The following is a 26842-nucleotide window of genomic DNA, read 5'->3' on the forward strand; positions in this document are numbered from 1 at the left end:
AATAAACTTCTTATATGTTACTACTTGTCTAATCAGAGGATTATTCTAAAATTTTACCTTTTCTCATCATTAATTATTGCTGATTTGAATTTTCCATTTGAGCAATAATTTTATTTACTTCTGTTTCAGTAGATTTTAATTTTGTTTGACAAAAAGTAATTAATTGAGAAGCTTTTTTTACTTTCTCAGCGAGGACATCAACTGATATTGTCTCATTTTCAATTTCTGAAGCAATTTTAGCAAGTTCTTTATATGCTTGCTCATACGTTAAATTCTTTTCCATCATATTCTGATTTAAGTTTTACTGTTGATTTAATAAGTTTATCTGAAAGAATAATATCAATGTCACTACCTATTTTTATATTATCTGGGTTACTCGTTATTTTATTATTGACTTTTACTATAGCATATCCTTTTTTAAGAATATTATCAGGGGACATCATTTTAATAATTGAAGAATAATGACCAAGATAATTTCTCATTCTTTTTTGGTATTGGTTATTGAATGTCTTTAAATTATTTATCGTGTTTTTGATATCATTAATTCTATTGTAAAGAATAATTTTTGGCTTTGTTAATATCTGTGATGATATATTGATCAAGCTAGCTTTTCTTGTGTAAATTATTGATTTAGTAGTGTTTATTATTGATTGATTGGTACATGTAAGTTCATCTTTTCTTTCAGATATTATTAATTTAGTATTATTAATAATATTAGTGTTTAATGCAGATAGACGTTGAAAGTTTGAAGAAAATAACTGTTGTGACTTTATTAAAATATTTTTTTGGATTGATAATAATTTATCTTCAAAATTTTTATTGTGAGCAATAATAAATTCGGCTGCTTTGGTGGGTGTTTTTGTTTGAGTATTAGCCATCAAATCTACGATAGTTATATTCTTATGATGTCCAATTCCTGTAATGATGGGTATTGGAAATTTCGCAACCGCTTTGGCTATATTATAGTTATCAAATAATAGAAAATCAGTTTGAGCACCACCCCCTCGAGTAATTACAACTGCATCGTACTCAATTCCTGAATTGTAAACCTCAATTAATTTATCAAAAAATTGTTTATGGTTATTTTCTCCTTGAACAATTGCAAAATAATCATCTATTGTGAATTTGTAACCGAAATTGTTATGAGTTAATGAATGTTTAAAGTCTTCACTTCCTGCCGAATTAACTGATGATATTAGAGCAATTCTTTGTAAAACTGCTTTAAGAACCAATTGTTTGTTTTTGGTATAATAATTTTCACCTTGTTTTACTATAAATGAATTTTCTTGAACTAACTTCAGAAGCGTTGCTTCTCGTTGCTGTTGTAATAATCCTAATGTAAAATTAGTATCTATATCTAAAACATTAACTGACAAACCATATACTTGATGGTATTCAACAGCTACGTAAACAAGAACATTGATATTATTAGTGAATTTTTGCCCTGTATTCTTTTCAAAATCTGAAATGTGCATTGAACCACCGCCCCAAGCTTTTCCAGCAATTTTTGCAATAAAATTATTTGAATTTGGGTCTTTTTCAACTAATTCAAAATAATGAAATTTATTTTCAGCCTTGAATGAATGATTTGTAATATCGGCAATTACCCAAAACTTTAAACCACTGAATTTATTCTTAATAGTATCTGAAATGATATTATTAAGCTCTGAAAGTTTTATATGTTTGTTTTCTTCCAAGACTTATCAATATTAAAATCTATAAATTTAGTGCTAAATTCTTGAATTGCTTCAAATATCGCTTTTATGCATCGATATTCTTATTTGCTTTTATTCCGTCATAAAAATATTCTAAAATATAATTATCAAACTCATCTAATTCCACATTCTCTTTAATTTCATTTATACCTATAGAATTAAAAATTTCAATTACATTATGTATCGTTAATTCTTGATTGTAAAAATCTATAATTTTTGAATTATGAATTTTTTTAGAAATCATTCGAGGTAAACCATATTCCTCAAGCTGAAAAACCACAGTTGGTAAAAAAGCGTGAGAGATATATGCAATAAATTTAGATATATCATAATTTTTACCTTTAAGTAATTCTTTTTGAAGAACATTTACGTCTTTTAAAAGAGATGCAAATTTAAAAGTCACATTTTTTTCAAGTTTGAAAAACTCATCAATACTTACATCGTGTGGCTCTAACTCTTTTAATAATTCAGGAATTGATTTAAACCAATTATTACGTAAAATTTTAATAAATTCTACAAAAGTGCTGTTCTTTGTTTCCCAATTTCCAGGTTGTAAATTAATTATTTTGTATAATGATTTATCCCATTGACTTCTTTTTGCAGAGTTTAAATAAGAAAGACCATTCCAACTTTCAGGATTTGATGACATATCAATTGCAATTGATTTAATTAATTCTGAATTGCTTGATTGAAATACTGACTCATCTTTTAACTTATTGTACACGTCTACCCCTAGAATTCCGCCCATTTCATCTTGGTAAAGAATTAGTTTAGCTACTTGTTCTCTAGTTAGCAGTTTGTCATATTTTTGACCATCTAAATCTCCTAATATTTCTTCTGGAAATTCGATGTTTAAAGCAGTTTGTGTATTAACTGGTGGTTTATCTAAAATATAGACTTTACCAATAAAATGCTGAAACATTCTACCACTTCTGCCAATAATGTTTCTATATGTAAAATCATTTAGGTTTGAACTACCATTTTTGTTCATCCAAATGATTACATTTTCAGCTGATGTGTTCACTCCTTCAATAATTGAAGATGTAGAAATTATGTTGCTGATTCCATTTTTATCTTCAAATAGTTTAACTTGTATTTGACTTAAAGAGCGATGCAATCTGCCATTGTGTATTCCAGTCCCTCTTTTTATTAGATTTGTTAAACTCCAATTATACTCATAATTTTTGCCTAACCAATTTGCAAATTGGTCTAGGAGAATATTATTTTTTTCTGTGTGTCTAGTTAAAATTAAGTTAGATACATTTTCAATATTTGTGTATGTACCTGCATATATTAAAGATTTTGTTTGTTTTTGGTTTAAAATGTTGATTAAAAAATTGTTCTTTAATTCTACATTTTTATTTATTTCTTTATATAGTTCAAATTTCTCCAAAAAGACTGTATTAAAGTCTAATTGTATGAATTCCATATCAGCTGTGAAAGGATTGTCTTCTAAAGTGGATATGTTTGGAGCCAGAAAATATTTTTGTTTGGATTTGCTACCAATTTTTATAATTGCTTTAACAAGACTTGGCGATCTAGTTTTATCAAACAAACTACTTGCTTTATAGAATTCATCAATAATCATTATATCAAAGAACTCGATCTTCTCCAAATAATTTATAGCTCTTTCTTGTGGGAAAATAAAAATGTTCTTTTCTGCTGGTTCTACTTCAGTGGTTGTGATAATTTTGTATTCATTTGCAAATTTTTTATATAATCGTCTTCTTGTTTCATCTGTCAATGCAATTGTTGGAACAATAATTATTACATTTTTTGGTTTTCTGATTTTTATAAAAGCGTCTATAACAAAGCTTTTACCAAAACTTGTTGGTGCACTTACTGCAATATTTTTACCTTCTAAAAGTTTTTTCAATAGAAAAGATTGTTCACGATGCAATGTTACAGGTTTTTCGTCTCCAATGTTAACCTTGAAAATTTCATAAATATATCTTTCTTCCCAATTAGATGTTTCTTGGTGTAGATATGGGAATAATCCGGTTTCTCGAATTAAATGATTTACCAATGGAGTGTATTCTAATTCATTAGTTTTATGATAATCTAAAAGTTTAATTAGTTCTTCCCTTGCCTCATTATCTTTGTCAGATATCAGTAAATCGTTTATTTTGCGACAATTATCAAATATTATATCTTCCATAATTAACTTCTATATACTTGTGCTTTTTCAATAAATTTATCCACAATTGGTTTTTTTTCAGGAACTGGAAAAAGAATTATATGAAACTTAATTTCTGAATATAAATCAACATCGTTGCATTTATTTATTTGTCTTTTAAAGTATTCTGTTGCCCTTTCTTTATGATGACTTATTATTTGGGTTTTGTATTCTTCTGTTAAATGTGTAGTTGCATTTGTAATACTGCATTGATATAATAAAAGAATTGGTATATTTAAAATTGGCTTTATTGAATCTATAGATTGTTCTTGGGAAAGTGATTGGATAATTTTTGCACGCAATTCCGGTGAAATTTCATCAAAATCATTTATATCTGAAAGATTTGTAATTAACTTATTTTCTTTTTTTATTTTTCGTAATGTTAAAGAGTCTTTTACAGAATCAATGATTACATCTAATCTTGCATTTTCAATAGATTTATAAAATTTAGATTCGCCAAACCACAATGAAAATTCGTTTTCATTTTCAATGACTATATGAACACTGTCTGCGCCTTTGGCATTATCTTGTGAGTTTTGTTTGTAGAAAATTTTAGGAACTATTGGTAATGCCTTATAGTATCTTTTCATTATACCGTAAAGTAAGATTTCAGATATTTCACTGCCTCGTCCAATATCTTCATCGCTTTCTGAAAGTCTTAAATTAATAGCGGATTCTGTTAATAATGAATCTTCACCTTCAAGAGCCAATGATTGTCTTTCTCTATAACTTAAAGCAGTTTCTTTTATGTTGTTCCAAATAAATTTTTGAAATTTACTATACTGCCAAAGCCCATTTTCGAAGGTGTTTATTAAACTAAAAACTCTTTTGTTTTCAATAGGATTCAGACTGGGGTCTCCAGTAATTACTGAAAATGCATCATCAATTAGAACTTCAAAATTTATCATCGATTATTTTTATATTTTCGGTTTGTATTAACTTTTTAAAATATCACAATTCCAAGTCAAACTATATTTTGGAAAGTAAATTATTTACCTTTGTTATTGTGTCAATAGAGTCGTTTTTTTAGTCTTTTTTACTTTCTCTTTTGTAAAAAGAGTAGAGGTATATTTCTCATACAATTCAAATAAAAACTCCATTCGCTTTGCATCACTTGTAAAATTTTGTTTGCTATAAGCAGTATCTACCGCCTTATCTAATTCATTATGCGCTTTTATCAATGCGGGAGGCATGGTTAATGGAGAATATAAATCTGCCAAAGAACTTTTTGGAAATTCTGTTCTTACATCTAAAACTTTTTGTGCCTTTTCTTCAATCGCTTTTATTTGTTTATCACTAGGATTTTCCGGCCACGGAAAGTTATTGTAGACAATTGAATTTGAATATCTATAATCACTTTTAAGTCTTCCACATAGTGTACGAACCCAAGACATATGCATTTCGGATGTTAAAATTCCAAAATGAAACATTTTTGCATTTGGTATAATCAAACAAAGATTACTTGCAATTTCATTTGAAGGCATAAATCCAAGAGGAATGTATTTTCTTTTTTCTGATGAAACACTTGGAATGATAATGTATTCACTTTCATTATGCGAAACAAAAGCAAATTGAGAAGGTCTAGTTGCCAATTCTCTTGTTTCTTTTCTGGTGCTACTTTCTCTAAATTTTTTTACTTCTTTTAGTCTTTCAGAAATAAATTTTGATTTACTCAAATCAGATGGCTCTGCATCTTTTAGCCATAAACAATATCTTGGAATATTATTTATGAATTCAACACTACCAACAAATTTCCTTATATATTTAGAAATAAAAGGCTCAATGTCAATTATTGAATTTTTTTCTTCTTCATTGAAAAGCAAAAAACCTCCATCAATTGGCTGATTTCCAAATTTTATTATTGGAATATTGCAGATTGGATTTGATCTTTTGTTTATCAAAATTTCTTTACCATCTACCAAATATGGATTAATGTTTTTTGTTCTAATTTCGTGAGGTTCGCCTTTAATATCTTCATATTCAAATATAATTTTGTCTTTGGTGTCATAATTAGCAAATCCAACAATCACACAATACACAGCCGCATTGCCTTTTGCTTCATTGCTCCATCGGAAAGTTCGGTGCGCAAAATGAATTTTAATGTTGTATTTGTTAAGCATCTGACCCCACAAAATACTTGTTTGTTCGCCTTGAACAATTGAGTTAGTTGAAACAAAGGCAACTCTAATAGTTGTGTTTTGAATGTATTTTGCGCTTTTAATATACCAACCTGCTACATAGTCTAAAACACCACTTCCTTGTATATTATCAAATTCCTTTACTATTTGATTTCTTTGAAGTTGGCTCATAATTTTCGAGCCGATAAAAGGAGGGTTTCCAATAATATAAGAAAGTTTGTCTTTTGAAATTACATCTTCCCAATTAACTTCCAAAGCATCTCCGTGAACAATTTTTGCTGATTTTTTCAGTGGTAATCTAGCAAAATATTGTCCAAATTCATTGCTAATCAACATATTCATTTGATGGTCGATTAACCACATAGCAACTTCGGCAATACGAGCGGGAAATTCTTCATATTCGATTCCGCACATCATATCTACATCGAGCCAAATAATTTCTCGAATATCTAAAACGCCTTGTCCTGATTTATAAGTGGCTCTTAAAATTTCTATTTCCAATAATCGCAATTCTCGATAAGTAATTACAAGGAAATTTCCACAACCACATGCAGGGTCAAGAAATTTGAGTTCGCTTATTTTTTTATGAAATTCAGGAAGTTTGTTCTTATTTGTTTTAACGCTCTCAAATTCTTTCCAAAGTTCGTCAAGAAATAGAGGTTTAATGAGTTTCAGAATGTTTGTTTCACTTGTATAATGCGCACCAAGATTTCTTCTCTCTTGGGGGTTCATAACGCTTTGAAACATCGAACCAAATATGGCGGGAGAAATTTTACTCCAATCAATATAACAACAATCAAGTAAGGCTTGACGCATTTTTGTATCAAAACTTGCCGTAGGTAAAATTTCTTCAAACAATTTTCCATTTACATATGGAAACTCATTAAGTTGTTCATCAAGATTTTTGAACCTCTTATCGTTTGCGGTATTTAAGACTTGAAACAATTCTTGGAGTTTTGGAGCGAGGTCGCTCCCGTCTTCGTTGCTTCTTAAATCGATGTAATCTTGAAATTGTTGTTTGTTAAAAATTGTTGTGTCTTCTGCAAATAAGCAAAACAAAAGTCTAACTAAATAGACTTCCAACGAATGTCCAGTATAACCAATTTCTTTAAGTCTATCGTGTAGTTTTCCCATTAACTCTGCCGCCTTTATATTGGCAGGGTCTTGTTCTTTATAAACTTTCTTTTGATAACCAATTATATAACCAAAATGCTGAACATTATTAACGAAGTCGTCAAGTTTGAACTCGATGAGTGTGTCTTCTTCAATATCATAAAGTCTAAAAATATCAAAATCAGATATGAGAATATATTTAGGTAATTCGTGTTGTTTTAAACCGTGTAAATAGTCTCTTGCTTGTTGATATGCTTTGTCAAGGTTCTTACCACGGCTTTTCATTTCAACTAAAATTGTTGCTTTCCAAAGTAAGTCTATATAACCATCTTTTTCGTCCAATTTTTTAACACGATGTTCAAAAGAAGCAACTTTTTTACGGTTAATCCCAAAAACATTGAAAAATTCTACTAAAAATGGTTTAGCGTCTGCCTCTTCATTTTTTGTATCTGCCCATTCTTTTGAAAATTTTACCGCTCTGTCCTTTATTTCATTCCAACTTAATGTCATAGTCTTATTGAATTCGATTATTGTGTCAATTGTTTGATTCTCAACAAATATAGTTATTTGAGAGAGAATAAATGATTTGTTAAATTAGGTTAATTCTTAATTATTGTGGGCATTAATTAATCCGAAAAACAGAAGGAGAAAAGAAATAAATATAACATTTCTCAAAATATCTCAGCTAAAAAGTCATATCGAAACACTAAAATACACTTAAATATGAGAAGATTGAGAAAAAGAAATAAGAATTTTATTGAGAAAATTGAATGTAATATTCAATGAAGTTGTTCAAACATTCAAAGTTCATTTTCAAATCTGAACATTAAAGATGTTTCAATTCCTAAACCAATTGCCAAAGATTTAATAGTGCATATAGTTGGATTTATTACACCTCGCTCAATTCTAGTAATTTGAGGTAATGAAACTTCAGCCAAATTAGCAAGCTCTTCTTGGGACATACCTTTTTCTTCTCGCATCTTTTTTAGATGTTTTCCGAATCTTATTAGATATTCTTTGTCCTTGGTATATATCACACTTTTACAAATTATGATTAAGAATGTAAAAATCCTCTAATTATAGGCTACTCATCTAATCATACATGATTAGTTGTTAGTGTTTTTTATATATTTGCCTATGTAATTCTTACAAACGAGCCAAAGGCTGTAACATCTTAAACCAAATCATTATGAAAATTGATCTATCCTCAACAAGAACTATTACTTTATTACTATTTATGAGCAGTATTGGATACGCTCAAGTGACATCTTTACCTAACGCTCAACAACAAGAAGCTACTAATCAAGCGTTTCAACAAGAACTGTCCGAAGAATACACTGAATCGAAATTTCAAGGAGAAGAAGAAATTGAGCTTACAGAATCAAGTAGCAGTCTTGATATGGTAAAAACTGAAAATGGATGGGGAGCTATCAATAATAAGAATAAAGTAACAGCTACAAGCAACAATAAAACAGTTATTAATAGAAAACAATTTATTGGTAATTATACCGTGAAAATGAATATTGACGGTATGAATTCAACTTTTTATGCCAATGTAAGTATAGTAAAAGGGAAGTTAGAATTTATTGTGAATGAAGGTGGCTCAATAAACTCTTATTATGAAGAGACATCAGTCAAAGAAATTCAAAAGAACATTCAATATGATTTCAAGGCTAATGATTCAGATAGTGGAAGCAGTCGTACATATCATTTTAAGAAAAAAGGCAATCGTTTTGAATTGACATTTAATTATTAGAATAAGACCATATTATTAATTCAAATTGGAGTTCAGAAACCAATTCAAAAACGGGGTGTAATCGAAAAACCTAAAGAGTAGAAAACAATTAATTTTTTAAATATGAAAATAATAAAAATTTTATCGACGTTAATGTTTAGTGTTCTTCTATTTTCTTGTGGAGGAAAAGGTACTGATAAAGAAGAGAAAAGTACAGACAAAAAAATGAAAAATGTTGTCGTAGATTGTAATTGTTCCGAACTTACTGAAGCAGATGCTGACCTTAAAGGAGTGGCTAAAAAAGGGAGTAAAGAGTTATATTCAGGAGTTTGTGTAACAAGAGACCAACATGACACAATAACAAATAAAAACACATATAAAAATGGTTGGCTAGTTAACGAAATCGTGAAAGAAAAAATAGATAATGAATACATAATCACTAAAGATATTGATTACGAAAACGGAAATATAGAATCTTGTAAATTATTGGAAACCAAAGGTAATAACAGTCAAAACTTTAACTTTGTCACACAATACAAAGAAAAACAAAACAAAAAGTGGATTATAGGATACGAAATCAATATAGAAAGACAATATTCTGAGAGTGTTTCTGATTATATCGATAAATATAACTTAATAGTAATGACTTATTATATGGATGGCAAAAAGTTTTCTTATGAAAACACTTCTCAACAGCCTACTTGTATGCCAAATTCTGATGTAACTGGCGGTGGTGGTTGGAGATTAGATGGGCTTTCTCAAGATAAACTTTATGAAATTTTAGATGGTTTAAAAAAAGAATTTCCACATTTTAATTATTGGAAAAATTAAAAGATAGAATTATCTATAAAAAAAGCGGGAAGATTTTCTCGCTTTTTTATGGATAATGATTACCTAGTAGACCAAACAATTGAAGAATCTACTTAATTAAAGTGATTTTTTGATATATTTGATACCTGAAAAATGCTATTTTCTAAAATTGTAAAGAGGGAATATTAGCTTTAACTGTTTTAGATTTTATCATTGCTTTTTTCATCCAATATGCAGTAAACATTTTATTTACGTTGAAACGCCTTGAAATGCTATCAATAAAATCATCGTCAACATATTGATTACGATAAGTAAATAAAGATTTTCGCAAATTATCACCATTAAAAAGAAAATCATAAGCAAATAGATTAGCTTCTTTTTCTTTTTTATTAATTGCAGATTTACTTAAATCAGCTTGACCTTCAAATATTTCATCATTTTCATGTTTAATAACATGTCCAAATTCATGAAATAATGTATACCAAAAAGTAGCAAGGCATTTACCTTTATCAGAAACTTGAACCAATGGCTTTCCTTCAAACCATCTGACTGCTCCAAAGACTGTTTTATTTAAGTATGGAGTATAAACCAAAGCAACTCCAAATTCTTCTAATTTTTTAGGCAATTGATTTTTAATATAATGAATATTATATAAATTTCCTTCCCATTCTTTACTATCTATCCAAGATAAGAATTCGTTTCTATTATAATTTTCTAAAGCTTTTTTATAAAAATCTAATTCACCTCTTTTTAACCAAGCATATAAATTCAAATTATCGGGAACAAAATTAGAAATTTTATACAATGCAATATTTTCCTTAACTCTATCAAATATTTCTAATTCGTTTTCTATATCTAAAAAATTAGAAATATCCTCCAAAAGATCTATACCATCCGTAAAATCGTTATCTAATAAATCTTTAAGATGTTCAATTTTCTTATATAGCTTTAAATTTTCCTTATATGCTAATAAAGCTTTTGCATATGAAATTTTGTAATTACTTTGAAATTGTAAAATATAATTTGAAATTTTTTCGACATTGATAGCCTTCTCTATTTCAATAGCTTCTTTTTTGGAAACTTTTGTAATAGCCCCTAATTCTGTATCATTCCAATTCATATATGATAGAAAAGAATTTCTATCTATATCATTTGATAATAATATATCTTCAATTTCTTCTCCAACAGTCGTGAAGTATTGAATCGTGTTAACTACTTTAATTTTTTCCATCGCTTTTTATACAGCTGAATAATCATGTTTATTTATTTCAAAAACTAGAATATTATTAACAGTACTATATTGACCTACCCAATTTTTAGTTATTGATAAATCCTCTTCTCCAAAAGTATTAGTTTCGTAAAAATGAAAAAATTTCCTATAACTATCTTGTATTCTAACTTTTAACACAACAGGATTTTTATCTTTAACACCAGATACTTTTTCTATTTTATTATCTCCTGAAGTGGTTTGGTTATATATTAAAGCATTATCGCAACTTTTCAGTTTTTGATAAACTTTTATTGACGATTTTAAAATTGATTGATTATATATTTTATTAAAAGTTTTCGCAGCTTGACGGTCTGTTGGATTTTCCATTAGACCTTTATAAGCCGTGCATCCTTTATTTTTGTCAAATGATATTAACATAATTTCCTTATGAATTTGAGCAAAAGTATAAAATTGAATCAATTAACAATTAAATACAGCTTATTTATTTTGAATACATATAACATTTATTGTTTATACTGAGTATATTATGATCTAAATAATTTAAAGAAATAACCCTAAATAAGCGGATTATTATAGACGATTAGTTTCAATCAAAAAAATAAAAAAATTAACATTTCTCAAAAATACCTCAACTATAAATACATACCTCAACACTAAAAATGATTTTATTGAGGCGCGATATTTCCAAATTTTAGATGATGTTTTTTCAAAGATTCTTCAACATATCTTTGCCTAAGAAATCAAAAACAACATCTCTGAATAATCATTTAGAGGTTTAAATTCAAAGCATTACTATTCAATTTTAAAAATTTGCATTATGTGAAGCGGGATTTCTATGCTTAAAAATTAGTAACAAATTAAAACAAAAATAAAATTATGAGAACACACTTAAACAATTGTCCTACTTGCGCAAATACTAATACGTGGTTAAATCTTTTAACTTCAAATAATGTGAAGTTTAATTATGTAGAAAAAGAACAAGTAAAAACTATTCAAGCAAAAGCAATTGAAGCAAAGAGCAAAGATGCTTTACCAACAAACTTTAATAACTTTTATTGCGGACCCGAAAAGAACGGAAAAACTTCAAATGTGAATGTATTGACGAAATACTTGGGGATAAAAAATGGAGATAAAACAACACTTAAAACTGATTTTATTTCTACAACAAAAGAAACACTTTATAATGGATTTCAATTGTCATTAAAAATAATTGATGATGATGTTTCATTAATAATGAAAGGAAATAGCGAGTTAGAACTAAAATGTTGGACAATCTCTCGCATTACTTTTTATATGAAAAAGAAGAACTCTTCTATTACTGAAAATAATGTTAGAACATTGCTTTTAGATGGTTCATTGAAAGTAAAGTTTTGTGTTTCCGTTCTTAAAGACCACGGGACACTTTGGAGAGTTTATAAATAAACAAAGAAACAACTAAGTATTAAAGAGCTAAAAAATAAATCATTAATAAAACAAATAAAATATGTATAAAGCATACGGAAAAACTAATAAGTGGGGAAAAGACATTAAAATAACTTATAATGATGTAGTGATATTCGAAGAGATTTATTTAGATGTTGAAGATGAAGTAGACACGCCCGACTTTATTGATAAAATCTTTGATAGAGAAATCGCAAAGCATCAAAGAAATTTAAAATTAGACTTATTATTAAGTTAAACAAAACTATATTTTATTGTGTAGTTTATAATTCCTAAACATGGAAAATATTTTTAACAAATTATCATTTGAAGATAATGGAATAAAGAGCAGAAATACAAAACTGAATAGTATTCTAAAATGAAAAGCGATTTGATATTAGTCAAATCGCTTTTTTATTTGTTGTGGCGTGAATTGGTTGGTTTTGGGAGGTTGTTTTGTACGAAACATATAAACTAACTTTCTGATGAGATTTGGTTCTGTTAGGAAGCAAATTTTGAATTGCTCATTATAAAAAAGAAATCTCAAAATCTATATTTTCATATTTGCTTTTACAGTAATCAAGTATTTCATAAACTTCTCTATCTTTCACTAATAAACAATCGTGTATAGGCAAAGCAAAATCAGTAGGTATATTTTCTAGTAAATCATCAATCCATATTTTACTTTCTTCTCTTTGTAAATAAGATGAAGCATCTTTATAATTTTTGGTTTTTAGATTTGTAATAAACTTTGATGCAACAGGAAACAAAATGTGAATTTTATAATTTGGAACATATCCATTTGAATTTAGGAAATACATAAACAAATCTTTTGCTTGTTGTCTGTCATTCAGTTCTAAATTCTGAACCAAATAATTATAAAAATCTAATTGAAATGCTTCTTCGTATCTTTTGTCAATTATTCCCTTATCTTTCATAATGTTCAATAGAAGTTTAGGTTGGGAACATTTAGCATCAATAATAGCATAACCTTTCTTTTTTAAGTCTTCTTTATAAATCGGTATTACAGGATGATGCACTCGTCTTCCAAAAGTATCTCTTGAAATTTTTCCTTCATAACCAAGTTCAGCCATCGAGTTTTCAATTATAGAATACCATCTGTATTTTCTTTTGTTGTCAAAATCTATTTCTTCAATAACACCTTTTGAAATATCAATTAGGAATTTATATTTAATACAAATGCCTCTTGATACATTGTAATATTTCTTTTCGATGCTTTCAAACAATAATTCGGGGTGTTGTTCAATTCTGCTATATGGTTTAATAATCTTTGCTTCTTGTAAAGCATTTAGGGTTCTTTTGTAGCGTTTATTTATCTTTTCTAAGTAAGTAGATGGAACAGGGAAATATTTGTGCTTATTTTGTCTTTTGGACATTAAGGTCAATGCAGTATAAATTTTATAACCGTTTTTCTGTGCGGTTTTATTTCCGATTTTTGAAATACAATTAATGACTTCTTGAGGTAGAATAACTTTCATATAATAAATTCTTTTTTGTTATATATAAAAGTGATCTCGTTTTGTTTCCACTTATTTATTAGAAACTCACTATTAAATTTAAAAGAGCAAGTCAGTCTATAAATATTGAGTATATATATTATATCATCTTATTGTTGCTCACTTTTTAAACTTCCCGAAATTTCAATATAAATACTTATTGTATAAGTGAAGTCAATAAAAAAAGAATGGTATAAACCATTCTTTTTATTTCAATTTAATCTCTCAAGTTTTGTTTTTAGCATGTCGATTTGAATTAAACACCTCAACTTTTCTTTCTTTTTAATATCAGTTTCAGACTGTAACTTTTCTTTATTTATGGCAATCTGACTGTTCAACTTTTTAATCTTGTCATAGTTAATCATCTATCTTTTCTAATTTTTCTATTAGAATTACCTCCATCAAGCTAAACAGAGTATGTTCATTATAAAGATGTAAATTTTTATACTTGACTATTTCAGTATCTTGTTTTTTCAACTGTCTTTGAATTTTAGATTTTGAAACATTGAGAATTTGTCGCATAGTTTCAATATCATAATACTTCTTATTTTCTTTTATTACGAATACTACCATTTGTTTTTATCTTATATTTTTTCGCTAATGAACGATATTCTTTTATTAAGTCATCAATGGTTTCATCATCATTTTCTTGAATTTCTTCTTCGTCTTGAACCTCATCATTTTCTTCATCGCCATAATCCATAATTTCATCATATTCATCGCTGATATCTTTTCTATAATTGGTTTCTTCTTCGGGAAGTTCTTGAATTTCTTTATCGTATTTCTCAACAATAAACTTGACGAAACTGGTATGCAATCTTTTTTTCATTTTCTGTATATATATTTTTTGAGCGAATTGGTTCGCTTTAATTATATATAAAACAGAAAATCCATTCTTTTAAAAAGAATGGATTTTTTATAGTCAGGACAGTTTTATTACTAAAACAGCCAACTTTATTTAATTCGTTAAATGTCTCAAAAGTCATTATAGCCAATTTTGTATTATTTTGTATGTGCTTATTTCAATCAATCCTTAATATCTATTAACAAATCTTTTACTAAACTCGTCATTAATTTCCTTATGTTTTTCAAATTCAAATCCTGAACTAATATATGCTTGTGTTGTAGATAAGTTGCTGTGTCCTAAAAGTTTTGATACATCTAATAAGTTTATATTATCCATAGTTAGAACGATGTTAGTAAATGAATGACGAGCGTTATGAGAACTTAATTTTTCGTGCGATAATTTATATTTTTTACCAATAGAAGTCAATTGTCTATCATATTTAGCCATTAAAGTTTTGTATTTCTTATTCTGTAATTCAGTAAAACCAGTTTCTTTCTTAAAATCATTAAAAATATCTGCATTTATAAACTTTTTGAATAAAAAATCCTTTTTATTCATTTTTTTAATTTCATTATGTAACAATATATTCGCTCGTCTATCAATTTCTAAACTCATTAGATATATCCTATCTATCCACTTAACTAATTCTTTATTGCTAACATCAATATGACTATATCCTTTATAAGTAATTAAAGTTGTATCAGTTTTATCCAGTTTATATTTAATCTCATTTTTAATCAATTCTTGTAATTCTTTATAGGTTAATTCATTATCTAAATAACCTTTTAATCTCTCAGTCTTTAATCGTTTATGATAATTTTCTAATCCTAATATATCACATATAACTCTGTTTATATGGACATTAATTAGTATTTTCATACCTTTTTTGTTCTTCAATGTAGTGTATTCAATTGTATTTTCAGTAAGATTTTCTAATCTTATTAAAAACATATCACTAAAACGCATACCATTGGAAAATAAACTAAATAAAAACATCCTTGACACATAGAATAAAACATTATTATTAATTTCTTTATAAGTTTCTTTTTGAGTATTGGTTAATTCTATACGAGTTCCAAAATCATCTAACATACCATCATACAACAATCTATCCTCGTATTTATATTCTGTCCTTTTTATTCTTTTTAGTATAGATATATCAGTATCAGTTAAAACACGCTTCACTTTAATATCACTTTTTAATCCCTTTTTTATATTTCTAAAAATATCTTTATCACTTATAAAGATTTTATTATCATAATCATCAATAGCCTTATTGAAAACGCACATCATCGCTGTTAAATATGTTTTAATAGTTGTGTTTGTTCTACCCTTTTTTTGTAAATATGTCCTGTAATTGTTTAATATAGTGTTTGTTAAGTCAGTAAATAAAATATCATCTTTATTAATAGAAGTTAGATAAGTCTTGAATTGTTTAAGACTTGTGTTAAAGTTATTCTTACTATTTTGTTTAGTTAATTTTTTATCAATATACTTTTGAAAATATGTTAGATATGATGTAGTTATAGTGTATTCTTTAATATCAAAAATTGCAGTATCATCTATTAACGTATTAATTTTATTATTTAGTTCTTTCCAACCAGATAATTTAGCACTGAAGTTATTCATATCCTTTATAAATGTCTTATCAAAATGTGCTACTAACATCTTATGCTTTAATGAAACTTTCTTTCTTTTATTACCATCTGAATAAAGTATGTATAGAAAACCAAACTCATCATTTTTATTCTTTTTTTGTAATATCACATTCGCTTTCATCTCTATATTTTTAATTATCTTTGTAGCCTTAAAGATAGAGTTTTGAATTCAATTTTTATACAAATCACCCCACAAATCACCCCACTATTTTTTATAGTTGTTATAAAACATTGACAATAAAGAGATTATATAAAAATGATAGATAAGATAAAAGAATATATTGGTGAAGCACAGGCATTCTCCACACAAAATCCAGCAGAACTAGAAACATTTAGAATTAAATTCTTGGGAACAAAAGGACTGTTGAAAGACCTTTTTGCCGAATTCAAAAATGTACCCAACGACCAGAAAAAGGAATTTGGGCAAGTAATCAATCTGCTTAAAACTTCTGCCGAGGACAAAGTAAAATCCATTCAGGAAGCTTTAGCCAGCAAGGAAGAAATAAAAGGATTTTATGGTGATTTGACCCGTACGGCCGAACCTTCCATTATTGGTTCCCGCCACCCTATTTCATTGGTAAAAAACCAAATTATAGATATCTTTTCAAACATAGGGTTCAATGTTTCCGAAGGTCCGGAAATTGAGGATGATTGGCATAATTTTACGGCGTTAAACTTGCCAGAATACCACCCGGCACGTGATATGCAGGATACTTTTTTCATACAAACCAACCCGGATATTTTGTTGCGTACGCATACTTCATCTGTGCAGGTGCGTTATATGGAGAACAACAAACCGCCAATTCGTACTATTTCTCCGGGAAGGGTTTTCCGTAACGAGGCCGTTTCTTCGCGATCACACTGTATCTTTCATCAAGTAGAAGGATTGTATATTGACAAAGACGTGTCTTTTGCCGACTTGAAGCAAACCCTTTTGTATTTCACCAAAGAGATGTTTGGAAAATCAAAAATTCGTTTACGTCCTTCTTATTTTCCATTTACCGAACCAAGTGCCGAAGTTGATATTTATTGGGGTCTAAAAACCGAAACCGATTACCGTATCACCAAAGGAACCGGTTGGCTAGAAATTATGGGATGCGGTATGGTTGATCCAAACGTACTTAAAAACTGTGACATCAACCCAGACGAATACAATGGTTTTGCATTTGGAATGGGAATCGAGCGTATCGCGATGTTATTGTATCAAATTGGTGACATCCGTATGTTTTATGAAAATGATGTCCGTTTCCTAGAGCAATTTAAATCAAGTATATAATTTAAGTCGAAAGTCAAAAGTCGAAAGTTTCAGCATTTGGGACTTTCGACTTTTGACTTTATAACTTTTGACTAGTATGAAAAAAGATATCACTATCCCCGAAGTAGAAAATGTATTCCTTGCTGCCGTTCAAGAATGGAGCGACGATTTTATGGAAAAAGTTTGGTACGCCTATCTGATTAACGATAGCGACTTTCAACTCGATAGTGTTATGGTAGTTTCCAAAGCCTTTGGCACCATTGACGGCGAAATGAAAAAAACTTCTCTTTTGCGTCACGCTTTTATGGAAGTTCCAGCCGTTTCGGTAGTAAAAATCGAAATGATAGAAAAAAGTGTTTTAGCACTCAACAATGAGTTTATGGTAACTTATTTCATCGGAAACACTTTGTACGACAAAAAATTTATTTTCAAAGCAAATAGTATTAATGAAGCTAATGTGGAAGAAGTACCACTTTTGTTTGTTGATGGAGTGATTGTGAAATAAAAGATTTAATAATAACCAAAAAAGGCATTTTCTTAATTTAGAAAATGCCTTTTTTATTGTTTTATCTTAATCTGAAATCTGATTATTAATCCAATTCCTCGGTCAATTTTTTGAACACGGCTTTGGCTTCTTTGCCTTCATATAAGATGGCATAAACAGCATCTATAATTGGTGTTTTGGCCCCATAGCCTTGGTTGAGTTTATAAGCACTTTTTACGGCATAATAACCTTCGGCAACCATACTCATTTCCATTTGAGCCGATTTTACAGTATATCCTTTTCCAATCATATTACCGAACATTCTGTTTCTCGAAAAAATAGAATAACCGGTAACCAATAAATCGCCCAAATAGGCAGAGTCATTGATGTTACGTTTCATTTTATGCACTTTCTTGATGAATCTTTTCATCTCGCGAATTGCATTACTCATAATAACCGATTGAAAATTATCACCATATCCCAATCCGTGTGCAATACCGGCAGCAACAGCATAAATATTTTTTAGCATTGCGGCATATTCTGTTCCTATAATATCATCAGTGATTTTTGCTTTGATATAATTGCCGGATAAATTTTTGGCAACTATAGAGGCTTTGTCTGGGTCACCGCAAGCAATTGTTAAATATGAAAGTCTTTCTAGCGCTACTTCTTCTGCGTGACAAGGTCCAGTAATCACACCTATGTTGTAATAAGGAATGTCGTATTTATAGTGAAAATGTTCTCCCACAATCAAACTGGTTTCAGGCACAATTCCTTTTATGGCTGAAAAAATGATTTTGTCTTTCAGAGAAACCGTCAATTTTTCCAATTCACCATTCAAGAATGCAGAAGGAATTGCAAAAATGATGTAATCGGCATAAGCAACCGCTTCATTGATGTCATTCGTAAGTTTGAGTTTTGTGTTGTCAAACTCAACAGAACTTAAATAATTTGGATTGTGTTTATAAGTTTTAATGTGTTCTATAGCAGCGTCATTTCGCATATACCATGAAATCTCGGGAAGATTTACGCACAACATTTTAGCTATGGCAGTAGCCCAGCTTCCGCCGCCAATTACTGCAAATTTTAAATTATCGGCCATTTTTTTATTAAATTTAATCAAAAGTACTTAAAAATATACCAATAATACAAATTAATTTTTTTGAGAAGCCTAGAATTTATAGGGCTTTATAAAGTTTTTATTAAAAAAATAAATTATCTATAAAAATTTTAGATTTTATACAATATAAATACAATACTTACGTTGTAACTCATTATAAATAAATTGTTTAGATTTAAAATATGAAGATTGAGTTAGTTAGTTTTGTTTTAGTATTTTAAAAAGGCGTTCTTATTGGTTAAGTGAACGCCTTTTTTTATGCTATTATTTTATGTTGAAATTAATAACTCATCGTAACAATCTCTCTTACTTTTTCTAATGTAATATTCTGTTTTTCTCCCAAGGCTTTCCAACCTCTTTTTTCAAAACGATTCACTATAAAATCGGCTGTTTTTTCAAAATTTTCAGCGTTTTCAGATAACAAGGTTTTCATTCCCATAGTATGAAAGAAAGCTATTGTTTTTTCTATGGCAGCTTCAGCAATTTCTTCTTCACTTCCTGCTAAATTAAAAACGCGTTTTCCGTATTGTGCCAATTTTTCTTTTTTGGATTCAAACATTACTTTGTATAAGTTAGGTCCAATAATTGCCAAAGTTCGGGCATGATCAATACCATAAAGTGCGGTCAATTCGTGACCAATCATATGAGTTGCCCAGTCTGAAGGAACCCCTTTCTGAATCAGTCCGTTTAGAGCCATAGTGCAGCTCCACATAAAATTGGATGCTAAAGCATAATCGGTTGGTTTCTCTACTACATCTGGTCCTATTTGAATTAAAGTCTGCAAAATGCTTTCTGCAATTCTATCCTGCAAAAAACCTTCGTGTACATACGTCAGGTATTGCTCCAGAACATGTGTGTAAGCATCGATCACTCCGTTTTGCAATTGCCTTTTGGGTAAAGAAGCAATAACTGTTGGGTCGCAAATTGAAAATTTTGGAAATAAAGCCGAACCTCCAAAATCCAGTTTTTCTTGAGTTGCAGCAATTGTTACAACGGAACCTGAATTCATTTCGCTACCCGTTGCCGGCAAAGTCAAAACAGTACCAAACGGAATTACATTTGATCCTTCTTTGAAAAGAATTCGCTTTTTAAGTATGTCAATTGGTTCTCCTTCAAAAGGAACAGCTGCCGAAATAAATTTCACACCATCGATAACGCTTCCGCCACCAACAGCGAGAATAAAATTAATTTTTTGCTCTCTGATGACAGCAACGGCTTTCATCAAAGTCTCAAAATGCGGATTGGCTTCAATTCCTCCAAATTCAACAATTTCATATCCTTCCAGACTTTTTCGAACTTGCTCGTGGATTCCATTTTTAAAAATACTTCCACCACCATAAGCGAGAAGAATTTTTGCATTCGCAGGGATCAAGATTGGTAATTTTTCTATTTGTCCTTTACCAAAAACCAATTTGGTAGGATTATATAACTCGAAATTTAACATTGTGTTTGTTTTTTTTAAGATACACTAAGTTACAGAGAGGCTAAGCTACTAAGTTTTTTAAATCTTAGAAACTTAGCAACTTTAATTATTTTTTTGAATTCAATTGCGTTAATAATAATTCCGCCACTAATTTAGACGAAGCTGGATTTTGACCTGTAATTAGTAAACCATCTTCTACAGCATAAGGGTGCCAATCGGCAACTTTACTGTAGATTCCTCCATTGGCTTGCAATGCATCTTCCAATAAGAAAGGAACGATTTTGGTCAATCCAACTGCTTCTTCTTCGGTATTGGCGAATCCAGTTATTTTTTTCCCTTTTACTAGAAATTCTCCATTTACTTTTACGTTTTTCAAAGCAGCTGGTGCGTGACACACAAAAGCAACTGGTTTTTTATGGATATAAAAAGACTCAATCAACGCAATAGAAGTTGTATCTTCGACCAAATCCCAAAGTGGTCCGTGACCTCCAGGGTAAAAAACCGCATCGTAATCTGCTTGATTAACGTCTGCTAATTTTTTGGTATTTTTTAGTTTTTCCAATAAAACAGTGTCGGCGTCAAATCGTTTAGTGTCTTCGGTTGCCGATGCTGGATCAGCACTTTTTGGGTCAATTGGTGGTTGTCCTCCTTTTGGAGTTGCAATGTCTATTGCTACGCCTTGATCAAGTAAAGCGTAATAAGGTGCTGCCAATTCTTCTGTCCAAAAACCTGTTTTTTCTCCTGTGTTACCCAATTGATCGTGACTCGTAACTACAAATAATACTTTTTTCATCTTCTTGTTATTTTGTTTTTGTGCAGTTGCCACAAAGCAACCCACGGTTAATGTTAGAATTATTAATACTGTTATTTTTTTCATTACTTACTTTTTGATACCACAAATTTATGCTGAATATGGTATTAGTAAAAATAATTTAAATTATGTTTGTGATAAATATATTTATATCATGGTCAATCTGGAATGGTATCGGACATTTAAATCTGTTTATAAAAACGGAAATTTTTCTTTGGCAGCCAAAGAATTATTTATAAGTCAACCAGCTGTAAGTCAGCAAATAGTGATGTTGGAGGCACATGTTGGTTACAAGCTTTTCAATCGAAAGTCCAAGGGGGTTGAACCGACAGAATATGCTAAGTTACTCAATAATTTAATCATTGATGCCTTAGATCGACTGGAAAATGTAGAAAACGGTTTTCGAGCCAAAGCTTTCAATGCCAATCGGTTATTGTCGGTCGGTATTTCCAGACATTTGATGAGCGGTATCGGGAGCACTTTGGTTGCTAAATTTGATTTTATCGATTTTACATTCCATACTAATGATGCGTTGTTTGATTTGGTGAATTCCAAAAAACTTGATTTTGCTATTGTGACCAAGAAGTTCGACACTTTTGATACGATTCAGAAAAAGGTGGGCGATATCAAACAAGTCATTGTAGGTTCTACCAATATTGATCTTTCTGATTTAAAATTAAATATAAAAATTAAAGATTATGTTGCTGTTGAAAACTGGTTAAACGATCAAAAATGGTACAGTCATGATGCCGGAATTCCGCACATTAAATTATTTTGGCTGCATGTTTTTGCTAAAAAAAGACCCTCGATGGTGGCCAATTATATTATTCCTTCCGAATATGAAATGCTGGAAATCCTTAGCAAAAATACTGGAGTTGCAGTTACATGGAATATCAATGCAAAAAAATTGATTCAAGAAAATAAATTGCAATTGGTATGGAACAGCAAAGAAATGCCCAATACTGAAGTGTTTTTGTTGTCGGGCAAAAATGATAATTTGAGTTCCATTTTTCAGGATATTGAAACAGAAGTAAGGGCAGTTCTTGAATAACTACTTTTTGTAAAAGTTATTATGATCAATGTATTCCCAAACTTTGTGTGGTAGTAAGGGCTTAACATTTTTTCCTTTTTTGATTGTATTTCGAATGTTGGTCGAGGATATTTCTACAACTGGAGCATCAATCAAATGGATTTTGGGATGGTTTTTTAGTTCCAAATTATCTGTCTCTAGTGAAATCCTTGGATAGACATAAATATCATGGTGCGCCAAAATCACTTCATAGTTTTTCCATTTGTGCAATGATTTCAAATTGTCTTCTCCCATGATTAATGAAAATTCATAATCTGGATATTTTTCCTGTAAATGAACTAGCGTATTTACCGTATAATTGGGCTGCGATAATTTGAACTCAATATCCGAAGGTTTTATTTTGGGAAAATCCTCAGTGGCGAGATAAACCATTTGCAAACGATGGTAATCGTCAAGTAAAGTACTTTTCTTTTTCAATGGATTGTGTGGCGTTACGACCATCCAGACCTGATCCAAATCGGCATGTTCCGCCATGTGATTGGCAATGATAAGATGCCCAACATGAATGGGATTAAACGTTCCGAAATAAAGTCCGATTTTCATATACTATTGTTTCGCGAAGGTTCACAAAGAGTTTTGGAAGATTCACGAAGGATTTTATAAAATTTTTGTGAATCTCTTTTTTCTTTGCGAATCTTGACGTAATAATTACTATTCTTTTACAAAATCCTTTACCAATTGATAGGCTTCTTCTAGAGCTACAGGCAAATCGTAGTTTTTGATAATCACATCAAATTGAGGAGCGGTAGCGAGTTCTACAGAAGCTTTTGCGATTCGCATATTGATTTTGTCTTCGCTTTCGGTGGAGCGTTCTTTTAGTCTTCTTTTGAGTTCGTCTACGCTTGGTGGTTTTACAAAAACAGCCAAAGTTTCTTCAGGGAATTTATGTTTGATACGCAATCCGCCTGCAACGTCAATATCAAAAATGACATTTTTTCCTTTGGCCCAAATGCGTTCTACTTCACTTTTTAGAGTACCATAAAAATTATCTCTATAAACTTCTTCCCATTCTACAAAATCTTCTGCTTTGATGTGTTTTTTAAACTCTTCCAAAGACATGAAATAATAATCTTTTCCATTTACTTCTTCGCCACGCGCTTCACGAGTAGCTACCGAGATGGAAAATTCTAAATTCAAATCTTCTTTTCCTAATAAGTGTCTAACAATGGTAGTTTTTCCTGATCCCGATGGTGCCGAGAATACGATTAATTTTCCTTTTTTCATCCCCTCCTAGCCTCCCCGAAGGGGAGGAATTTTTAAGTTAGTTTATAATTTATAGCCTCCTATTATATTCCCCCCTTCGGGGGTTAGGGGGATTATAAAACATTCAATACCTGTTCCTTAATTTTTTCCAATTCGTCTTTCATCTGAACCACTAATTTTTGCATTTGTGCATGATTCGATTTCGATCCCATAGTATTGATTTCACGACCCATTTCTTGGGTGATGAAACCTAATTTTCTACCGTTGGCTTCCGTTCCATTGATGGTTTCCAGGAAATAATCCAAATGGTTGGTCAAACGCACTTTTTCTTCGGTAATATCCAATTTCTCTAGGTAATAAATCAATTCCTGCTCAAAACGATTTTCGTCCACATTGACTTTCAATTCAGCAATGGCAGTTTGCAAACGGTCTTTTATGGCTTGAACACGCTCTGGATCTAGAGCCAAAGCTTCATTCATATATTGACGAATATTTCCGATACGCAATTGAAATTCATTTTCCAACGATTGCCCTTCGTCTTTTCTGAAAGTCAGTATGTTTTGCAACGCTTCTTCGATTACGGTTTGGATTTGAATCCAGTCATTTTCGTCGATTTCATCGCGTTCTATTTTCATGGTGTCGGGCATACGCACGGCCATTTTCATCAATTCGGTTTCATCTGCATCTGCATATACTTCCCTCAATTGATTAATGTACGCTTTTACGATAGGCACATTAACCTTGGTTGAAGTTTGTTCTGCGGTACTTTCGATAAAAATAGAAAAATCTACTTTACCTCTTTCTAGTTTCAGGGCTATTTGGTTGCGTAAACCCAGTTCCATTTCACGATATACAGAAGGCATTCGTACATTTAAATCTAAACCTTTACTGTTTAAAGATTTTACTTCTACTGTAATTTTTTTGGATGGTAATTGCAAAGTGGCTTTACCAAAGCCTGTCATCGATTGTATCATATTTTTTATAAAAGTGTTCAAAGATAAGGAAAAAGTTTCAGAGGCCTTTATTCTATAAGGAGTAACGGTATTGTTCTATTTTATTGAAAAAGTAAAAATTATTTTTTTTCATGAGAAGAGAATTTACTAATCAAAATTCCAACGAGGACTACAGAATAAAATTGCCCTATTATCCCCAATAGCGAAGTGAACAGTTTGGTTTGTTGACTATTAGGGATAATGTCTCCAAAGCCAATACTCGAAATAGTAATACAACAAAAATAAACCAAATCTATGAAAGAACTATATGGCGTCGAAGTATCAATTCCCTTAAAAGAATCGGGATTTTGATAAAAATGGGTTTGCATGATAAAAACGCTAATTTCAATCAGTAAAAAATATCCGCAGGCAGCAGCAGAAATGACATCTTTGTTAATATAGCTTGGTCTTATTAAAAACTTAAGAACCTCCCAAAAGATGAAAATAAAAAACAGTATATAGATCACATTTACAACAATCAAAAAAAATAAATTTTCATTATTGAAAGGGATTCCCAATGTAATAAATACAACCAAAAACAAGAGTACATTTCGGATTCGGTTTTTTCTTTTTCCTTTTTGTATAAAAATTCCAATTGTGGCAAAACCAAGTACAATGATATTCAATACCCAAACGAATTTGAGTGCTCCTGATAAGTCGGAAAATAAAATACCAATAAATAGGTGTTGAATTAATCCGAATAGTAAAATCTCATATTTATTTTGATAGAGAAAATCCTTGAGTTTGTCCATTTATTTTGTTTTATGTAAATATAATAAAAATATAGGGCAGTTTTAAAGGCTCGAATGATGTTGAAAATTTGAAGTTAATGTGCTTTTTTTGTTACCAAATAAACTCCAGAAAATATAAGCAAAGCTGAAATTATTTTGACCAAATTCAGTTCATCTTTACCTAAACCTATTGCAAAAATGGATGCAAATAAAGGTTGTAAATAAATGAAAACGGCTACCGTAGTTGGTTTTAATTCTTTCATCGAAAGCAAATTTAATAAATAAGTCAAAAAGGTCGAAATTACCACCACAAAACCTATTTTCCAGTAAATATCCGTTGGAACAATTGTCCAATCAACCGCAGTAAATTCGCTCCAACCAAAAGGCAAAACCATTATAAAACCAAACAAATAAATCCATTTTACAAATGTAAAAGCACTGTATTTATTCATTAGTTTTTTGACAATAATCAGATAAAATCCATACGAAATGGCGTTGACCAAAACCAAAAAATTTCCTAGTCCTGATTGTGAAGTGTCGCCTATCGATTTCCCATAAAGGATGAGCGAAGCTGTTCCGATGAGACCAAGACCGATTCCTAATACCATTCTTTTTTTCATGCGTTCTTTCATAATAATGGCCGAAAGCACTAATACAATCATAGGTGTCGAAACCATTATAACCGCCGCCGAAATAGGAGAGGTCAGGCTCAAACCTTTGAAAAAAGTCAGCATATTAAAAGCTACTCCAAAAAAAGCGGCAGCTATTATTCGAGGAAAATCATTGAGTGCAATTTTTTCTTTGGGCATAAAAAACCAAACCAGCCAAAACAAAAGCATAGAACCGCCAGCGCGCAACAGAATAAATCCATAGGCATCAATGTATTTTGGCATTACATCTTTGGCTATGGTAAAAGTAACGCCGTAAATTATGGAAACTATCGTGGCACCAATTAAGGCAAGATTTCTTTTTGACATTAACTCAAGGCTTTCATTACTTGAATTATATTTTGCTGTGTATTGCCAATGTATATTTTGTCATTGATGATAAAAACGGGACGGCTTAGGAACGTATAATGTTCTAATATGTATTTTTTAAAATCATCTTCGGTAAGGGATTTGTTTTTTAAATCCATCGATTTATACAATTGCGCTTTTTTGCTGAACAATGCTTCATAACTTCCCGAAAGGCGGTACATTTCTTCTAATTCTTCAACAGTAATAGGATTTTGTTTGATGTCATGAAAAACCAAATCATGGTCTTTTGGAAGTGATTTAATGATTTTTCGACAAGTGTCACAAGATGCGAGATAGTATATTTTGTTCATTTTTTTCTATTTTCTGAATGCAAAGGAAATCATTTGATGTTTAAAAT

The 26842-nt window shown here is 30.1% G+C and carries 27 protein-coding genes; 7 read left to right on the forward strand and 20 right to left on the reverse strand.

Annotated elements, in window-relative coordinates; all coding sequences use genetic code 11:
- Positions 1 to 73: 73 nt before the first annotated feature.
- The 6 genes from xseB to OLM57_RS05230 form a co-directional block, all read right to left on the reverse strand.
- Positions 74 to 283, reverse strand: a complete 210-nt coding sequence (gene xseB / locus OLM57_RS05205; RefSeq protein ID WP_264566178.1) for an exodeoxyribonuclease VII small subunit — start codon at positions 281 to 283, stop codon at positions 74 to 76.
- On the reverse strand, positions 261 to 1697 hold the full coding sequence (gene xseA / locus OLM57_RS05210) for an exodeoxyribonuclease VII large subunit (RefSeq protein WP_264566179.1): 1437 nt from the start codon (positions 1695 to 1697) through the stop codon (positions 261 to 263). Before xseA ends, xseB begins: the two co-directional genes overlap by 23 nt.
- Positions 1698 to 1761: 64 nt before the next feature.
- Positions 1762 to 3873, reverse strand: a complete 2112-nt coding sequence (locus OLM57_RS05215; protein WP_264566180.1) for a DEAD/DEAH box helicase — start codon at positions 3871 to 3873, stop codon at positions 1762 to 1764.
- A 2-nt stretch (positions 3874 to 3875) separates the two neighbouring features.
- Positions 3876 to 4799, reverse strand: coding sequence for a DUF1837 domain-containing protein (locus OLM57_RS05220; protein WP_264566181.1), 924 nt, complete (start codon positions 4797 to 4799; stop codon positions 3876 to 3878).
- Between the two features lie 93 nt (positions 4800 to 4892).
- Positions 4893 to 7652, reverse strand: a complete 2760-nt coding sequence (locus tag OLM57_RS05225; protein ID WP_264566182.1) for a class I SAM-dependent DNA methyltransferase — start codon at positions 7650 to 7652, stop codon at positions 4893 to 4895.
- A 290-nt stretch (positions 7653 to 7942) separates the two neighbouring features.
- Positions 7943 to 8179: a helix-turn-helix domain-containing protein gene (locus tag OLM57_RS05230; protein ID WP_264566183.1), complete on the reverse strand. Its 237-nt coding sequence runs from the start codon at positions 8177 to 8179 to the stop codon at positions 7943 to 7945.
- A 152-nt stretch (positions 8180 to 8331) separates the two neighbouring features.
- Between OLM57_RS05230 and OLM57_RS05235 the strand changes: the two genes are divergently transcribed.
- Both OLM57_RS05235 and OLM57_RS05240 read left to right on the forward strand, forming a co-directional pair.
- Entirely contained in the window at positions 8332 to 8898 is a 567-nt protein-coding gene (locus OLM57_RS05235; RefSeq protein WP_264566184.1) for a hypothetical protein, read from the forward strand.
- 102 nt (positions 8899 to 9000) lie between these two features.
- Positions 9001 to 9708, forward strand: a complete 708-nt coding sequence (locus OLM57_RS05240) for a hypothetical protein (protein WP_264566185.1) — start codon at positions 9001 to 9003, stop codon at positions 9706 to 9708.
- 142 nt (positions 9709 to 9850) lie between these two features.
- Here OLM57_RS05240 and OLM57_RS05245 read toward each other — a convergent pair whose 3' ends face one another.
- Both OLM57_RS05245 and OLM57_RS05250 read right to left on the reverse strand, forming a co-directional pair.
- Entirely contained in the window at positions 9851 to 10918 is a 1068-nt protein-coding gene (locus OLM57_RS05245) for an ImmA/IrrE family metallo-endopeptidase (RefSeq protein WP_264566186.1), read from the reverse strand.
- Between the two features lie 6 nt (positions 10919 to 10924).
- Positions 10925 to 11284, reverse strand: a complete 360-nt coding sequence (locus OLM57_RS05250; protein WP_264566187.1) for a hypothetical protein — start codon at positions 11282 to 11284, stop codon at positions 10925 to 10927.
- Between the two features lie 510 nt (positions 11285 to 11794).
- Here OLM57_RS05250 and OLM57_RS05255 point away from each other — a divergent pair.
- Together OLM57_RS05255 and OLM57_RS05260 are read left to right on the forward strand one after the other, a co-directional pair.
- On the forward strand, positions 11795 to 12340 hold the full coding sequence (locus OLM57_RS05255; RefSeq protein ID WP_264566188.1) for a hypothetical protein: 546 nt from the start codon (positions 11795 to 11797) through the stop codon (positions 12338 to 12340).
- A 61-nt stretch (positions 12341 to 12401) separates the two neighbouring features.
- Positions 12402 to 12596, forward strand: a complete 195-nt coding sequence (locus OLM57_RS05260; protein ID WP_264566189.1) for a hypothetical protein — start codon at positions 12402 to 12404, stop codon at positions 12594 to 12596.
- A 268-nt stretch (positions 12597 to 12864) separates the two neighbouring features.
- On the opposite strand, the gene OLM57_RS05265 is transcribed toward OLM57_RS05260, so the two are convergent.
- The 3 genes from OLM57_RS05265 to OLM57_RS05275 all read right to left on the reverse strand — a co-directional run bounded on the left by OLM57_RS05265 (position 12865) and on the right by OLM57_RS05275 (position 16480).
- A complete protein-coding gene (locus tag OLM57_RS05265; protein WP_264566190.1) occupies positions 12865 to 13836 on the reverse strand; it encodes a hypothetical protein in 972 nt (323 codons plus the stop codon).
- 562 nt (positions 13837 to 14398) lie between these two features.
- Positions 14399 to 14683, reverse strand: a complete 285-nt coding sequence (locus tag OLM57_RS05270; protein ID WP_264566191.1) for a hypothetical protein — start codon at positions 14681 to 14683, stop codon at positions 14399 to 14401.
- 204 nt (positions 14684 to 14887) lie between these two features.
- Positions 14888 to 16480: a site-specific integrase gene (locus OLM57_RS05275; RefSeq protein ID WP_264566192.1), complete on the reverse strand. Its 1593-nt coding sequence runs from the start codon at positions 16478 to 16480 to the stop codon at positions 14888 to 14890.
- A gap of 135 nt (positions 16481 to 16615) precedes the next feature.
- Here OLM57_RS05275 and pheS point away from each other — a divergent pair, with 135 nt between their 5' ends.
- The gene (gene pheS / locus OLM57_RS05280) at positions 16616 to 17635 is read left to right on the forward strand and encodes a phenylalanine--tRNA ligase subunit alpha (protein WP_264566193.1); all 1020 of its coding nucleotides are present in this window, start codon (positions 16616 to 16618) and stop codon (positions 17633 to 17635) included.
- Between the two features lie 76 nt (positions 17636 to 17711).
- The gene (locus OLM57_RS05285; protein WP_264566194.1) at positions 17712 to 18119 is read left to right on the forward strand and encodes a hypothetical protein; all 408 of its coding nucleotides are present in this window, start codon (positions 17712 to 17714) and stop codon (positions 18117 to 18119) included.
- An 85-nt stretch (positions 18120 to 18204) separates the two neighbouring features.
- Here the strand turns inward: OLM57_RS05285 and OLM57_RS05290 are convergent, their stop codons facing one another.
- The 3 genes from OLM57_RS05290 to OLM57_RS05300 form a co-directional block, all read right to left on the reverse strand.
- Complete coding sequence (locus OLM57_RS05290; protein ID WP_264566195.1) at positions 18205 to 19200, reverse strand: NAD(P)H-dependent glycerol-3-phosphate dehydrogenase; 996 nt, start codon at positions 19198 to 19200, stop codon at positions 18205 to 18207.
- A gap of 298 nt (positions 19201 to 19498) precedes the next feature.
- A complete protein-coding gene (locus OLM57_RS05295) occupies positions 19499 to 20662 on the reverse strand; it encodes an iron-containing alcohol dehydrogenase (protein ID WP_264566196.1) in 1164 nt (387 codons plus the stop codon).
- Positions 20663 to 20747: 85 nt separating this feature from the next.
- A complete protein-coding gene (locus tag OLM57_RS05300) occupies positions 20748 to 21518 on the reverse strand; it encodes a type 1 glutamine amidotransferase domain-containing protein (RefSeq protein ID WP_264566197.1) in 771 nt (256 codons plus the stop codon).
- Positions 21519 to 21606: 88 nt separating this feature from the next.
- Here OLM57_RS05300 and OLM57_RS05305 point away from each other — a divergent pair, with 88 nt between their 5' ends.
- A complete protein-coding gene (locus OLM57_RS05305; RefSeq protein WP_319800281.1) occupies positions 21607 to 22503 on the forward strand; it encodes a LysR family transcriptional regulator in 897 nt (298 codons plus the stop codon).
- On the opposite strand, the gene nadD is transcribed toward OLM57_RS05305, so the two are convergent.
- The 6 genes from nadD to OLM57_RS05335 form a co-directional block, all read right to left on the reverse strand.
- On the reverse strand, positions 22504 to 23085 hold the full coding sequence (nadD, locus tag OLM57_RS05310) for a nicotinate (nicotinamide) nucleotide adenylyltransferase (RefSeq protein WP_264566199.1): 582 nt from the start codon (positions 23083 to 23085) through the stop codon (positions 22504 to 22506).
- 108 nt (positions 23086 to 23193) lie between these two features.
- On the reverse strand, positions 23194 to 23766 hold the full coding sequence (gene gmk / locus OLM57_RS05315) for a guanylate kinase (protein WP_264566200.1): 573 nt from the start codon (positions 23764 to 23766) through the stop codon (positions 23194 to 23196).
- A gap of 92 nt (positions 23767 to 23858) precedes the next feature.
- Positions 23859 to 24719, reverse strand: coding sequence for a YicC/YloC family endoribonuclease (locus tag OLM57_RS05320; RefSeq protein WP_264566201.1), 861 nt, complete (start codon positions 24717 to 24719; stop codon positions 23859 to 23861).
- Between the two features lie 98 nt (positions 24720 to 24817).
- The gene (locus OLM57_RS05325) at positions 24818 to 25489 is read right to left on the reverse strand and encodes a potassium channel family protein (RefSeq protein ID WP_264566202.1); all 672 of its coding nucleotides are present in this window, start codon (positions 25487 to 25489) and stop codon (positions 24818 to 24820) included.
- A 74-nt stretch (positions 25490 to 25563) separates the two neighbouring features.
- Positions 25564 to 26445 carry a DMT family transporter gene (locus OLM57_RS05330; protein ID WP_264566203.1) on the reverse strand — a complete coding sequence of 294 codons (882 nt, stop codon included), beginning with the start codon at positions 26443 to 26445 and terminating at the stop codon, positions 25564 to 25566.
- The gene (locus tag OLM57_RS05335) at positions 26445 to 26795 is read right to left on the reverse strand and encodes an arsenate reductase family protein (RefSeq protein ID WP_264566204.1); all 351 of its coding nucleotides are present in this window, start codon (positions 26793 to 26795) and stop codon (positions 26445 to 26447) included. The genes OLM57_RS05330 and OLM57_RS05335 overlap by 1 nt, the downstream gene beginning before the upstream one ends.
- Positions 26796 to 26842 lie beyond the last annotated feature (47 nt).

Origin of the sequence: Flavobacterium sp. N3904 (assembly GCF_025947305.1) — a bacterium.
In the GTDB taxonomy this organism is placed as follows: domain Bacteria; phylum Bacteroidota; class Bacteroidia; order Flavobacteriales; family Flavobacteriaceae; genus Flavobacterium.

What these genes read in the sequence shown, in the direction of transcription:
- xseB (WP_264566178.1), bottom strand. Translation starts at nt 283, where the DNA reads ATGGAAAAGAATTTAACGTATGAGCAAGCATATAAAGAACTTGCTAAA.
- OLM57_RS05215 (WP_264566180.1), bottom strand. Translation starts at nt 3,873, where the DNA reads ATGGAAGATATAATATTTGATAATTGTCGCAAAATAAACGATTTACTG.
- OLM57_RS05220 (WP_264566181.1), bottom strand. Translation starts at nt 4,799, where the DNA reads ATGATAAATTTTGAAGTTCTAATTGATGATGCATTTTCAGTAATTACT.
- OLM57_RS05225 (WP_264566182.1), bottom strand. Translation starts at nt 7,652, where the DNA reads ATGACATTAAGTTGGAATGAAATAAAGGACAGAGCGGTAAAATTTTCA.
- OLM57_RS05235 (WP_264566184.1), top strand. Translation starts at nt 8,332, where the DNA reads ATGAAAATTGATCTATCCTCAACAAGAACTATTACTTTATTACTATTT.
- OLM57_RS05240 (WP_264566185.1), top strand. Translation starts at nt 9,001, where the DNA reads ATGAAAATAATAAAAATTTTATCGACGTTAATGTTTAGTGTTCTTCTA.
- OLM57_RS05245 (WP_264566186.1), bottom strand. Translation starts at nt 10,918, where the DNA reads ATGGAAAAAATTAAAGTAGTTAACACGATTCAATACTTCACGACTGTT.
- OLM57_RS05250 (WP_264566187.1), bottom strand. Translation starts at nt 11,284, where the DNA reads ATGGAAAATCCAACAGACCGTCAAGCTGCGAAAACTTTTAATAAAATA.
- OLM57_RS05255 (WP_264566188.1), top strand. Translation starts at nt 11,795, where the DNA reads ATGAGAACACACTTAAACAATTGTCCTACTTGCGCAAATACTAATACG.
- OLM57_RS05260 (WP_264566189.1), top strand. Translation starts at nt 12,402, where the DNA reads ATGTATAAAGCATACGGAAAAACTAATAAGTGGGGAAAAGACATTAAA.
- OLM57_RS05265 (WP_264566190.1), bottom strand. Translation starts at nt 13,836, where the DNA reads ATGAAAGTTATTCTACCTCAAGAAGTCATTAATTGTATTTCAAAAATC.
- OLM57_RS05270 (WP_264566191.1), bottom strand. Translation starts at nt 14,683, where the DNA reads ATGAAAAAAAGATTGCATACCAGTTTCGTCAAGTTTATTGTTGAGAAA.
- OLM57_RS05275 (WP_264566192.1), bottom strand. Translation starts at nt 16,480, where the DNA reads ATGAAAGCGAATGTGATATTACAAAAAAAGAATAAAAATGATGAGTTT.
- pheS (WP_264566193.1), top strand. Translation starts at nt 16,616, where the DNA reads ATGATAGATAAGATAAAAGAATATATTGGTGAAGCACAGGCATTCTCC.
- OLM57_RS05285 (WP_264566194.1), top strand. Translation starts at nt 17,712, where the DNA reads ATGAAAAAAGATATCACTATCCCCGAAGTAGAAAATGTATTCCTTGCT.
- OLM57_RS05290 (WP_264566195.1), bottom strand. Translation starts at nt 19,200, where the DNA reads ATGGCCGATAATTTAAAATTTGCAGTAATTGGCGGCGGAAGCTGGGCT.
- OLM57_RS05295 (WP_264566196.1), bottom strand. Translation starts at nt 20,662, where the DNA reads ATGTTAAATTTCGAGTTATATAATCCTACCAAATTGGTTTTTGGTAAA.
- OLM57_RS05300 (WP_264566197.1), bottom strand. Translation starts at nt 21,518, where the DNA reads ATGAAAAAAATAACAGTATTAATAATTCTAACATTAACCGTGGGTTGC.
- OLM57_RS05305 (WP_319800281.1), top strand. Translation starts at nt 21,607, where the DNA reads ATGGTCAATCTGGAATGGTATCGGACATTTAAATCTGTTTATAAAAAC.
- nadD (WP_264566199.1), bottom strand. Translation starts at nt 23,085, where the DNA reads ATGAAAATCGGACTTTATTTCGGAACGTTTAATCCCATTCATGTTGGG.
- gmk (WP_264566200.1), bottom strand. Translation starts at nt 23,766, where the DNA reads ATGAAAAAAGGAAAATTAATCGTATTCTCGGCACCATCGGGATCAGGA.
- OLM57_RS05320 (WP_264566201.1), bottom strand. Translation starts at nt 24,719, where the DNA reads ATGATACAATCGATGACAGGCTTTGGTAAAGCCACTTTGCAATTACCA.
- OLM57_RS05325 (WP_264566202.1), bottom strand. Translation starts at nt 25,489, where the DNA reads ATGGACAAACTCAAGGATTTTCTCTATCAAAATAAATATGAGATTTTA.
- OLM57_RS05330 (WP_264566203.1), bottom strand. Translation starts at nt 26,445, where the DNA reads ATGTCAAAAAGAAATCTTGCCTTAATTGGTGCCACGATAGTTTCCATA.
- OLM57_RS05335 (WP_264566204.1), bottom strand. Translation starts at nt 26,795, where the DNA reads ATGAACAAAATATACTATCTCGCATCTTGTGACACTTGTCGAAAAATC.